Source organism: Hydrogenophaga crassostreae, from assembly GCF_001761385.1.
Classification (GTDB): domain Bacteria; phylum Pseudomonadota; class Gammaproteobacteria; order Burkholderiales; family Burkholderiaceae_C; genus Hydrogenophaga; species Hydrogenophaga crassostreae.
Genome location: NZ_CP017476.1, coordinates 2,310,017 through 2,322,248, shown reverse-complemented (window position 1 = coordinate 2,322,248; position 12,232 = coordinate 2,310,017). Strand labels below are relative to the sequence as shown.

Sequence of the window (12,232 nt, the reverse complement as noted above, 5' to 3'; positions counted from 1 at the left end):
GCGCGGCAGCGCAGCGCAGGGGTGGGTCAGAAATTGAGCGTGCGCTTGTCAACGGCCAAGGCGGCTTCCTTTGTCGCTTCCGACAAAGAGGGATGGGCGTGGCAGATGCGCGCAATGTCTTCGGCACTGGCCTTGAACTCCATGGCCACCACCGCCTCGGAGATCAACTCCGAAGCCATCGGGCCGACGATGTGCACGCCGAGGATTTCATCGGTCGTGGCGTCGGCCAGGAATTTCACCATGCCGGTGGTATCGCCCAGTGCGCGCGCGCGGCCGTTGGCCAGGAACGGGAAGGTACCGGCCTTGTACGCCACGCCGTCGGCTTTGAGCTGCTCTTCCGTGCGGCCCACCCAGGCAATTTCCGGGCTGGTGTAGATGACCCAGGGAATGGTGTTGAAGTTGACATGGCCGTGTTGTCCGGCAATGCGCTCGGCCACGGCAACACCCTCTTCTTCGGCCTTGTGGGCCAGCATGGGGCCACGCACCACGTCGCCGACCGCCCACACGCCCTTGAGATTGGTGCGGCACTCGTCGTCCACCACAATCGCGCCACGCTCGTCGAGCTTGAGCTTCACGCCTTCGGCGTTGAGTCCGTCGGTATTGGGCACGCGGCCGATCGACACGATCAGCTTGTCCACATCCAGCTTGACCTCTTCACCCTTGGCGGTGGTATAGGCCACGCTCACGCCTTTTTTGCTGGTCTTGATCTCGCCGACCTTGACACCCATCTCGATCTTCAAGCCCTGTTTGTCGAACGCCTTCTTGGCTTCCTTGGCAATCTGCTGATCGACCGCACCCAGGAACGTTGGCAGGCCTTCGAGCACGGTCACTTCCGAGCCCAGGCGGCGCCACACCGAACCCATCTCCAGACCAATCACGCCAGCGCCGATCAGCCCCAGCTTCTTGGGTACCGCGCCAATGCGCAGCGCGCCATCGTTGGACAAAATCTGCGTCTCGTCGAAATCCGCACCGGGCAAGGCGCGGGCGTTGGATCCGGTGGCCACGATGACGTTGGTGGCCTTGATGGTCTCTTCCTTGTCGCCTTTGACCAGGATGTCATAGCCTTCGGCATTGGCCTGGGCGAAAGAGCCGCGGCCGTGGAAGAAGGTGACCTTGTTCTTCTTGAAGAGGTACAGGATGCCGTCGTTGTTCTGCTTCACGACGGTGTCCTTGCGGCCCACCATCTTGGCCACATCCATTTTTACCGCACCGGTGCTGATGCCGTGTTCCGCGAAGTGGTGGTTGGCGTGATCAAAGTGTTCGGACGACTGCAGCAGCGCCTTGGATGGGATGCAGCCCACGTTGGTGCAGGTGCCGCCCGGGGCGGGGCCACCGGCGGCGTTTTTCCATTCGTCGATACACGCGACCTTAAAGCCCAGCTGGGCTGCGCGGATGGCGGCAATATAGCCGCCAGGACCTGCGCCGATCACGACGACGTCAAATGCTTGAGACATGTTCTTTTCTCTCTGAATAGGGTTGGACAAACGCCCCCGAAGGGGCGCTTGCTGTTTCACGTTTCGATCAGATATCGAAGAGGAGTCGGGCTGGATCTTCCAGCGCTTCCTTCATGGCCACCAGGCCCAGGACGGCTTCGCGGCCGTCGATGATGCGGTGGTCGTAAGACATCGCGAAATAGTTCATGGGGCGCACCACCACTTGACCGTTTTCCACCATCGCACGCTCTTTGGTTGCGTGCACACCCAAGATGGCCGACTGGGGCGGGTTGATGATGGGGGTAGACATCATGGAGCCGAAGGTACCGCCATTGGAAATCGAGAAGGTGCCGCCGGTCATGTCGTCCAGGCTGATCTTGCCGTCTTTGGCTTTCTGGCCAAATTCGGCAATTTTCTTTTCAATGTCGGCAAAGCTCATTTGGTCGGCGTTGCGCAAAATGGGCACAACCAGACCACGGGGTGAACCCACAGCAATACCGATGTCGAAGTAGCCGTGGTAGACGATGTCGGTACCATCCACCGATGCGTTGATCACGGGGAATTTCTTCAGCGCATGCACAGCGGCCTTGACGAAGAAGCTCATGAAACCCAGCTTCACGCCATGTTCCTTCTCGAAGCGTTCTTGCATGCGCTTGCGCATCTCCATGACCGGGGCCATGTTGATTTCGTTGAAGGTGGTCAAGATGGCGTTGGTGGCTTGTGACTGCAGCAGGCGCTCGGCCACACGGGCACGCAGGCGCGTCATTGGAACCCGCTCCTCTGGACGGTCGCCCAGATCCGGTGCAACCATCGCCACTTGCGGCAGCACCTTGGTCGGCGCCCCCGTGGGGATGGCCACCGGGGGGGCAATGGCCTTCGCTCCGCCGCCTGCCACGGCAGACAACACGTCGCCCTTGGTCACGCGGCCATCTTTGCCAGAACCGGCCACGCTGCCAGCAGCGAGGTTGTTGTCGGCCATCAATTTGGCGGCTGCTGGCATGGCCACGCCGGCCTTGCTGCCACCGGTGGCAGCCGCGGCTGGCGCTGCGGCGGCTGGAGCTGCGGCCGGCACTGCGGCTGCCGCAGGTGCTGGAGCGGCTGCGCCAGCGGTCGCTTCGGTGTCGATGCGGGCGATCAGTTGCTCAGCGGCGACAGTGGCGCCATCATCCTGCACGATCTCAACCAGCACGCCAGCGGCCGGTGCGGGCACTTCCAGCACCACTTTGTCGGTCTCGATTTCGATCAGAATTTCATCGATCGCAATGGCCTCACCGGCCTTCTTCTTCCACTGCAGCAGCGTGGCTTCGGCCACCGACTCGGAGAGCTGCGGAACTTTGACTTCTACGATTGCCATGGGATTTCTCGATTCAGATTTTTTGTTTGGGGTATTGATGACGCCGCATTGCGGTTTGCCCGGGGGTTGCACGATCAAAGACCGCACACACCGGGGCAATTGGTCACCGCATCATTTCGTGAGCACGAAGCCCTTCAATTTTGCAAAGGCGGCTTCGATCAGGTTTTTCTGCTGCTCCTGGTGCAAGTGGGCGTAACCCACCGCTGGCGAAGCAGAAGCGGCCCGACCGGCGTAACCCAGCTTCTGACCATCGAGCATGTTCTCGTGGATGTAGTGCTGTACGAAGAACCAGGCCCCCTGGTTTTGCGGCTCGTCCTGGCACCACACGATGTCAACCGCGTTCGGGTACTTCTTGATCTCGGTGGAGAACACCTTGTGCGGGAATGGATAGAGTTGTTCCACTCGCAGGATCACCACATCTTCAGAGCCCATCTCTGCGCGCTTCTTGACCAGGTCGTAATACACCTTGCCCGAGCAGCAAATGATGCGTTTGACTTTGTCAGCCTTCTTGACCACCGCGGCATTTTGCTCAGGAATCACCGTCTGGAACTGGCCTTTGGTGAACTCCTCCAGAGGCGAGGTCGCGTCCTTGTTGCGAAGCAATGATTTCGGCGTGAAGATGATCAACGGCTTGCGCAGCGGACGGATCATCTGGCGACGCAGTACGTGGAAAATCTGGCTCGCTGAAGTCGGCTGCACGATCTGCATGTTGGTGTCTGCAGCAAGCTGCATGAAACGCTCGATGCGGGCCGAGCTGTGCTCAGGACCTTGTCCTTCGTAGCCGTGGGGCAACATCAGCGTCAAGCCATTCAAGCGACCCCACTTCACCTCACCGCTGGCGATGAATTGATCAACCACCACCTGGGCGCCGTTCAGAAAGTCGCCAAACTGCGCTTCCCAGATGACCAAGGTGTTGGGGTCGTTGCTGGCAAAACCATATTCGAAACCGAGCACGGCTTCTTCTGACAGCAACGAATCGATTACCGTGAACTGGCCCTGATCGGGTGCGATGTTTTTCAGAGGCACATAAGTGCCGCCGTCCCACTTCTCGCGGTTCTGGTCATGGATCACCGCATGGCGGTGGGTAAAGGTGCCGCGGCCGCAATCTTCACCAGACAGCCGAATACCGTAGCCCGCGCCGACCAAAGTGGCGAAAGCCATGTGCTCCCCCATTCCCCAGTCCACGTTGACTTCACCTCGGCCCATGGCTGCGCGGTCGTCGTAGACCTTCTTCACCAGGTTGTGGGCCGAAACGCTCGCGGGAATGCTGGTCATTTTCTCAGCGATGCGCTTCCACTCTTTCTCAGGCAGGCTGGTATCGCTGACATCGGTCCATTTCGCCTTGAGATAAGGCGACCAGTCCACCACAAACTTGTTGTGAGCATTGGTGATCGTGAACTCTTTGGCGTGGCGGCCTTCGTCCATGGCCAGGCGGTAAGCCTTGACCATTTCGTCGCCCAGGGTGTCGCCCAGACCTTGAGCGGCCAGCCGGTCGGCATACAGCTTTCGTGTTCCGGGGTGTTGTGCAATCTTTTTGTACATCAGCGGCTGCGTCAGCGCTGGCGTGTCTTGCTCGTTGTGACCCAGTTTGCGGAAGCAGATGATGTCGATCACCACATCCTTGTTGAACTCCTGACGGTAGTCCAGGGCCAGCTGGGTACAAAACACCACGGCCTCTGGATCGTCGCCGTTGACGTGCAAGACAGGGGCTTCCACCATCTTCACAACGTCCGTACAGAACGTAGTCGACCGCGTATCGCGAGGATCGCTGGTGGTGAAGCCGATCTGGTTGTTGATCACCACATGCACCGTGCCACCTGTGTAGTAGCCACGGGTTTGCGACAGTGCAAGTGTCTCCATGACCACGCCTTGGCCCGCGAAAGCGGCGTCGCCGTGGACCAGGATGGGCAATACGCTGTCGCCCGTGGTGTCCTTGCGGCGCTCCTGGCGTGAGCGCACAGAGCCCTCAACCACGGGGTTGACGATCTCCAGGTGCGAAGGGTTGAACGCCAGCGTCAGGTGAACGGGGCCACCGGGCGTGGCGATATCGGAGCTGAAACCCTGGTGGTACTTCACATCACCCGAGGGCAGGTCTTCGATGGCGGTGTGGTCGAACTCGGCGAACAAACCAGCAGGCGTCTTGCCCAGGGTGTTGACCAACACATTCAGGCGGCCACGGTGGGCCATGCCAATCACCACCTCTTGCACGCCGCGCGAACCCGAAAGCTGCACCAGCTCATGCATACAGGCGATGAAGCTCTCTCCACCTTCCAGCGAGAAGCGCTTTTGGCCTACGTATTTGGTGTGCAAGAAACGCTCAAGGCCTTCAGCGGCTGTGAGCTGCTTCAAAATTTCCTTCTTTTTGTCAGCGTCGTAGGCGGGCTTGCTGCGTTTGCTTTCTAGCTGCTCTTGCCACCAGCGCTTCTCGCGCTGGTCGGAGGTGTACATGTACTCGGTGCCAACCGTGCCGCAATAGGTTTCGCGCAGGGCATTGAGCAGGTCACGCAGCGACATGACTTCTTTGCCGAAGAATGTATTGCTGGTGTTGAAAACGATTTCAAAATCACTGTCAGTGAACCCGTAAAAAGACGGCTCCAACTCAGGAATGTTGTCGCGCTCTTCACGCTTGAGGGGTCGAGGTCGGCCCAACGGGCGCCCACGTTGCGGTACGCGGCAATCAGCTGCTGAACAGCGACGCGCTTGCGACCCAGATCGGAGTCGGCGCCAGCGGCCACGACCACACGCGTTCCACCTTTTTTCGCGCGATCGGCAAAGGCATTGACAACAGGCAGGTGGGGGACGTCGCGGGCATCGGATCCGTCGACGGCTGGCACGTTTTGCAGTGCATCAAAGTATTCGCGCCAGGATTCTGTCACGCTACCCGGGTTGGCCAGGTAGTTTTCGTACATCTCTTCAACGTATGGCGCGTTGCCACCAAAAAGGTACGAGTTGTTTTGATAGGCGACGTAAACGTTGCCGGATGAGGAATCGCTCATAAATCCGCTGACCTCCGTTTCCCTCGGGGAAACATAAGTTGGTTAAGGAAACCTCCCGCGACACGGCTTAACCGGTTGGCGGATGCGACAGTGACTGTGGAAGGACGTGACTGCAGCCTGCGATTGTGCCATTGCATCGCAGACCATGGGAACATTTTTGCCTCATTTTGGGGCAATTGCATCAAGAAACCGGTCGCGGCAAGCCTCAGGATGCGACGCGAGGTGACAAACGCTCGGACGCTGGAACAGCGCTGGGTTCGTCCATCTCGATTGCGATCTGGGTGCAGACCGTTCGACAAAGGGTGACTGCCTTTTCGCTCTGGACGCGGTAAATCACCTGGGTTCCGTCCTTGCGCTTGGCCAGAACACCCGCGCGATACAGGAGGTTCAAATGCTGAGACAGATTGGGCTGGGTGGTGTCTATTTCTTGCAGCAACTGTGACACCGATTTCTCTTTGTCGCACAGGGCACTCAATATGCGCAGGCGCATCGGTGTGGCCAGCACACCAAACAGTTCGGCGGCAAGTTCGAACACCCGCCCTTTTTCGGTTACCGCGTCCAAACCGATCATTTGCTCCATGGGGCACCACACCTTTATCAATATAAGCATGCATCATACTTACAAAGTGTAGCCCTGCCCATGCGCAAAACCCCGAGGGTTCACCCACATTGGCAGGCCCCGACACGGTCAAGCCTGCAGATCTTTGATTTGCTGCAGTGCCGCAGGATCGTCCATGGTGGTGAGATCACCCGGATCGCGCCCCTCACATACCGCCTGAATCGCCCGGCGCAACAGTTTGCCGCTGCGCGTTTTTGGCAACACATTGACGAACTGAACGCGAGAAGGCCTGGCCACAGCCCCGAGCTGACCGTCCACGATCTTCATCACCTCGCCTTCAAGCTTCAGGCGCGCCGCTTCGTCGGTCAACAGAGAAGCATCTTTGAGCACGGCAAACGCCATGGCAACCTGTCCCTTGAGTTGATCGGCCACACCGACCACGGCCACCTCGGCGATCTGGGGATGACTGGAAATGCTCTCCTCAATTTCGCGGGTGCCAAGGCGGTGGCCGGCCACGTTGATCACATCGTCGGTGCGTCCCAAGATGAAGTAGTAGCCGTCGTCATCACGAATGCCCCAGTCAAAGGTGCTGTAAACCATCTTTCCAGGCACACTGGACCAGTAGGTATTGACAAACCTGTCGTCGTCTTGCCAGACCGTTTGCATGCATCCGGGTGGCAGCGGGCCTTCAATAGCGACCACCCCCTTCTGGTTGCCACCCTTCAGCTCTTCGCCCGTCTGGTCGTCCAGCAGTTTCACGTTGTAGCCGTATACCGCTTTGCCTGGTGAGCCAAACTTGCTGTCGGCCTTTTCGACCCCATTGCACAGGGACAGAATGGGCCAGCCGGTTTCTGTTTGCCAGTAGTTGTCGATGATGGGCTTGCCAAGTTCGCTCGAAATCCACTGTGCGGTGGGCTCATCAAGCGGCTCGCCAGCGAGAAACAGGGCCTTGAGACTGGACAGGTCGTACTTTTTGATGAAAGAAGAGTCGTATTTCTTCAAGACACGCACCGCTGTGGGCGCACTGAACATCACCGACACCTTGTATTTCTCGACCAGACTCCACCAAATGCCTGCGTCGGGTCGGATCGGCAGTCCTTCATACATGATGGTCGCCATACCGCCGATGAGCGGGCCATAAATGATGTAGCTGTGCCCCACCACCCAACCAATGTCGCTGGTTGAAAAATAGGTTTCGCCAGGTTCACCCATGTAAATGTGTTTCATGCTCGCCGCCAGCGCCACAGCGTATCCGCCCGTGTCACGCTGCACACCCTTGGGCTTGCCGGTTGTGCCGCTCGTGTACAGCGTATAGCTTGGGTGGGTGGCATCTACCCACTCACAGGGCACCACCGTTTCCATGTGTTCTATACGCGCCTGGCCATAGTCCACATCGCGGCCCTCTACCCTCTCGAACCCGGCCAGTCCACGATCGACCATCACCACCTTGGCCGGCTTGTGGGAAGAGAGCCGAATCGCCTCGTCAAGCAATGGCTTGTATGGCACGACCTTGCCACCGCGCGATCCCGCATCCGCGCTGACAATGGCCACGGGGGAAGCGTCTTCAATGCGGCTGGCCAGCGAGTGGCTGGCGAAGCCGCCAAACACCACCGAGTGAATGGCCCCAATCCGGGCACATGCAAGCATGGCAAAGGCCGCCTCAGGAATCATGGGCATGTAAATCAGGACCCGGTCGCCCTTGGAGACGCCCTGCGCCTGCAAGATGGCCGCCATGCGTTGCACCTCTGCATGCAACTCGCGAAAACTGTAGACATGCTCAACGTCGGTCTCGGTCGACACAAAAATCAGCGCATTCTGATCAGCCCGATCTTTCAGATGGCGGTCGACCGCGTTGTGACACAGGTTGGTCAGCCCCCCTTCAAACCAGCGAGCGAAAGGTGGGTTGTCGTAGTTACACACCCTTGAAAACGGCTGCTTCCAATCGATCAACTGGGCCTGTTCATTCCAGAATGCATCGCGATCCTCAATGGAACGGCGGTGAAAATCGGCGTAATTTTGTTGCTGACTCATGGGATGTCTCCAGGGTGGAATTGGTCTGTGCGCGGCGTTTGCGCCTGTGCGGCTTCTTTGGACGCTCAGCGCAAACTGAATTCATAATTATGGTTCGCTGGCTTGCGACAGCCTGACGCACGGCAATTTACCGGCCTGACTCACATGAGCCAGGCGCACCAAGCCAAATCCTTATCGCAGAAACACCCACCGCCAAGCGCTGAAACCATCGCCAATCACCTACGCGCCACATCTTCACCTCACTTGATCAGTGCCTGCAACTCACGAAATGCAGGATGCTCCGCCGTGCGCAGCCACTCGAACAAGACCATTTCAGTGGTCACCAATTCGGCACCCGCCCCTGCCAGACGGTCAAACGCCGCATCGCGGTTGCGCTCTGTGCGCGACCCACAGGCATCGGTCACCACCCACACGTCAATCTCCTGCTCCGTCAACTCCAATGCCGTTTGGAGCAGGCACACATGGGCTTCACAACCAGCGATCACAACCGTATTGCGCTCATGGGCCGCCTGCGGCTTCTGCAAATGCTTGGGCAAACTGCGGGCATTGCCTCCAACCGGTCGCGCTGGTGGGCGCAGGCAATCAACCAGCCCGACTTCAACCGCACTGAAACTCATCTTTGCCAAGGTTCTTTGGCACAGTGCACGAAGCGCCTCGTCGTTGGTGCCGAGTCGCTCAGGATTCTGTTCGGTACCGAACACGGGGACACGCAGGATCTGAGCCGCTTGTGCCAACTTCAAAGCATTGGCCAGCACCAGAGGGCCATCATGAATCGCGGGCATCAAACGCAACTGGTAATCCACCAGAACCAACTGGGAATCGGAAACTTCAAGCAACATAGCGATCTTTCAAAACAGTCAAACAAAAGGGGGCACGATCAAGGCGGTGCCATTGCCGCTGACGCAGCATCAAATTCGGCTGCGATGGTGGCTCACGGCGGCAGTCAAAACAGATTCACCTGCGCACCTTCAGCCTCAGTGCATTCGCCGCCCCCCCCATTCTCTTCGCCAGGGGCCTTCCCGAGCAAAGCCCGCACCACATTCGCAAAACGACGCGACGCGGCCTTGCGACCACCCGGTGTTGACAGGCACGATGGCTGCGCCACCAGAAGCCCCACAGCAAAACACAGGATCTGTTGTTGAACAGCCAATGCTTCGGCCGAGGCAAAACCAGCCTCTTCAAGCGCCAGCGTACAGGCCTGGGTAGCCTCAGACAACTCGACCAGCAAATCCCTGGGCGCATCGTCCGAAACCTGGCCCCGGCACTCAGCGACATTGCTGCGATGTCCAGTCAGAAGCAAAGTCATGGCATTTGGATCACTGGACAAGACCTGCCACCAGGTCAGCGTGCAGCGATCAAATAGTTCCTGATGTTGGCCTGCCGACAACGGTTCTCCAGACCACGCTTTTGTCTCGATCCGCTGCTGGTCGACTGCAACGACCTTTTTGCCCTGTTTGAATGTGCGTCCAACCCGGTCTGAAAGAGAGCGCAGCAGGCGTCTCCGAAGTTCGCCGATCAAATGATCTCGACTTGGGAAGTAGCTGTACAACGCTCCGGCCGTGTAGCCAGCCCTCGCCCCCAAATCCCGCATGTTGAAAGAATGTGGTCCGCCCTCAACCAAAAGTGCCCATGCAACGTCCAGCAAATGCTGGCGACGCATGGCGGCAGTGCGCTGCTGCCGCTCGCGGCGACCCTGTTCGCGTGCCTTGGCTTTTTCACGCTCAACTGGCCCCGGCACTGGTGTGATGGCATCTAACGGTACGGTCATGGATTTTCTCTCAATCAAAGAAATGAACACCCGCAAACAGACTGTTCACAGTTTTTCCAAATGAACCTTGTTTAAATAAATGAATGAAGTGCATTTTCCATACAAAACACTGCGGCAAACGGCCAGCCGTATTTGAAGGCCAGTCCATCGATCCCGCACACGCAATCAACACGGGCCGGACAAATGAATCCCAGCTCAAGGCGCCCGCCATGGCAGTTGCGTCACCACGCCGATGGGCAAGATCCGGCAACAAACCGTGACGACCATCTCCCCAACCACGGTACCCATTCGTGACTTAATCAAAATCTCATCCAAAATCAAGCTTCTATGACCGTTTCTTCACTTGACTTGGTCGAACCTCGCCGATAATCTCCTCAACCATGAAAAAGTATGTAACCATTGTTTTGCTGAGCGCTTGCGCTTGGGCGCATGCAGCGCCCACGCAACCCGACTACGCAGCAATGGAGAACCTGCTGAAAGAGCGAGGACTCATGTCTGCCATTGGCTCACGTTTGAGCCAGGCAAAAAACAACGTCAGCGAACGCGCTTCCGCACTCGTGACCAGTGCGATGGGCCTTCTTGGCGTTCCTTATCAATATGGCGGGAATGATGCCGAAACAGGCCTCGACTGCAGCGGACTGGTGCGGCTGGTTTACGAAGAAACCGTTGGAAAGATTTTGCCTCGCCGCGCGGCAGACCAAGCGGCAGTCACCGACACCATCGACCGAAGCGAGCTCAAACCCGGTGATCTGGTGTTTTTCAACACCATGCGCCGGGCTTTCAGCCATGTCGGCATTTACGTGGGCGAAGGCAAATTCATCCACGCCCCCCGAACCGGGGCCCAGGTACGCATTGAAGACATGCGCACGTCATATTGGAATACACGTTTCAATGGCGCTCGACGGGTCCCGATGACCGGCAGTTCAGCCGAAATCTCTGCGCGCTGAACACTGCGTTGAAACGGCAGCGCAAGCCGCTGGTGAACCCCGCCGGTTCATGAACACCAGCTTCACTTTTTGTGCCATCTGCATTCGAATTGCCGTCGGCCATTGGCCGTCTGCCCAGTTCGGATTTCAGACAAAACGTCTTTTGCCAGACCACCTCTGGCTTACAGGTCCATGCCGCCATCAACCAGTAACCCGACTCCAGTGATGGAGCGGAAGGCATCCGAACACAGGAACGCCACGGCGCCGGCCATGTCTTCCACCGCGCCCAGGCGCCCATGCAGGGTTGGCTCAACAGTGGCACCCACGGGCGCTTTGGGCGACGCCAACTGGCCAGCCGACATCACTTCAGCGACCAGCTTCATGCCTGTGTTGGTGGGGGCAAGGCCCGGCTACGGACAGTTCTTCCACACGACATAGCCCGGGTTCCCTAACGCCATGGCGCAAACCCTGTTCAAACGGTCGATCGCTGGCTTGCCGGCGGAACAGGCGGCAATGGGAGGAGACACGGTGGTGGCTGCTGCCATTGCCTGAATAGATTGAATTCAAACGAAAAAGCCTGACCAGCAACGGTCAGGCTTTTCTTGTCCAGGGAAAGGATCTGTCAGTACTTCGCAGAATTCAGTGCCACGCGAAGCCCAGCACGATCGCAGGTGAAGAGTTCCATGCCGTTGATGCGGGGGAAATACCCCTTCGCCAGCTCTTGATAGGCTTTGAGCTTGTCAATCGAAACGTGCGAAAGCATCAACGTCTCTTTTTCCTGTGCGGTGACTTCACGCGCCAGCAAGCGGTTGGCCCGGCTATCGAAACATGCCTCTGCGCTCAGATGGCGATAGGCAAGCTCTCCTTGGTAGCGGCGCTCTTGCACACTCTTTTCAATGGTCTCTTTGTACAGGGTCACGTAAGCGCCGGCGGCCTCATTGACCTCTGGGTTCGCGAATTGCGTCACGCTCGCCACGGGCGCTGCCGCCGTGGCTTTCGATTGCGCCACGGGCATTGGCGTTGAGCAAGCGGCCAGGGCCATCACGGACAGGAGGAGGAAGGCTTTTTTGGCGTTTTTCATGGTGGTCCCTAATAAATGTGGCGATTTAGTCAACAGGCTGGTTAGCGCAGGTCGTTTCCAATGCAGACACCACTCGTTTCGACC

At 58.2% G+C, this 12,232-nt stretch carries 9 protein-coding genes and 1 pseudogene; 1 reads left to right on the top strand and 9 read right to left on the bottom strand.

Annotation, left to right across the window (positions count from 1 at the left end; all coding sequences use genetic code 11):
- Window positions 1–26 precede the first annotated feature (26 nt).
- The 7 genes and pseudogenes from lpdA to LPB072_RS10680 form a co-directional block, all read right to left on the bottom strand.
- Complete coding sequence (lpdA, locus tag LPB072_RS10710; protein ID WP_066087721.1) at window positions 27–1,454, bottom strand: dihydrolipoyl dehydrogenase; 1,428 nt, start codon at window positions 1,452–1,454, stop codon at window positions 27–29.
- Between the two features lie 67 nt (window positions 1,455–1,521).
- A complete protein-coding gene (gene odhB / locus LPB072_RS10705) occupies window positions 1,522–2,787 on the bottom strand; it encodes a 2-oxoglutarate dehydrogenase complex dihydrolipoyllysine-residue succinyltransferase (RefSeq protein ID WP_066087724.1) in 1,266 nt (421 codons plus the stop codon).
- Window positions 2,788–2,898: 111 nt separating this feature from the next.
- Window positions 2,899–5,783, bottom strand: a pseudogene (locus LPB072_RS10700) (2-oxoglutarate dehydrogenase E1 component).
- Between the two features lie 205 nt (window positions 5,784–5,988).
- Entirely contained in the window at window positions 5,989–6,363 is a 375-nt protein-coding gene (locus LPB072_RS10695; RefSeq protein WP_066087730.1) for an ArsR/SmtB family transcription factor, read from the bottom strand.
- 108 nt (window positions 6,364–6,471) lie between these two features.
- The gene (locus tag LPB072_RS10690; protein WP_066087733.1) at window positions 6,472–8,373 is read right to left on the bottom strand and encodes a propionate--CoA ligase; all 1,902 of its coding nucleotides are present in this window, start codon (window positions 8,371–8,373) and stop codon (window positions 6,472–6,474) included.
- A gap of 239 nt (window positions 8,374–8,612) precedes the next feature.
- Window positions 8,613–9,212, bottom strand: a complete 600-nt coding sequence (locus LPB072_RS10685) for an isochorismatase family protein (protein WP_066087735.1) — start codon at window positions 9,210–9,212, stop codon at window positions 8,613–8,615.
- A 104-nt stretch (window positions 9,213–9,316) separates the two neighbouring features.
- Window positions 9,317–10,171 (bottom strand): helix-turn-helix domain-containing protein, encoded by an 855-nt coding sequence (locus LPB072_RS10680; RefSeq protein ID WP_231943541.1) that lies wholly within the window; start codon window positions 10,169–10,171, stop codon window positions 9,317–9,319.
- A 350-nt stretch (window positions 10,172–10,521) separates the two neighbouring features.
- Here LPB072_RS10680 and LPB072_RS10675 point away from each other — a divergent pair, with 350 nt between their 5' ends.
- Window positions 10,522–11,088 (top strand): C40 family peptidase, encoded by a 567-nt coding sequence (locus LPB072_RS10675; RefSeq protein WP_066087741.1) that lies wholly within the window; start codon window positions 10,522–10,524, stop codon window positions 11,086–11,088.
- A gap of 161 nt (window positions 11,089–11,249) precedes the next feature.
- On the opposite strand, the gene LPB072_RS10670 is transcribed toward LPB072_RS10675, so the two are convergent.
- The gene (locus LPB072_RS10670; protein WP_066087745.1) at window positions 11,250–11,450 is read right to left on the bottom strand and encodes an SDR family oxidoreductase; all 201 of its coding nucleotides are present in this window, start codon (window positions 11,448–11,450) and stop codon (window positions 11,250–11,252) included.
- Window positions 11,451–11,689: 239 nt separating this feature from the next.
- Complete coding sequence (locus tag LPB072_RS10665) at window positions 11,690–12,148, bottom strand: hypothetical protein (RefSeq protein WP_066087748.1); 459 nt, start codon at window positions 12,146–12,148, stop codon at window positions 11,690–11,692.
- Window positions 12,149–12,232: the final 84 nt, after the last annotated feature.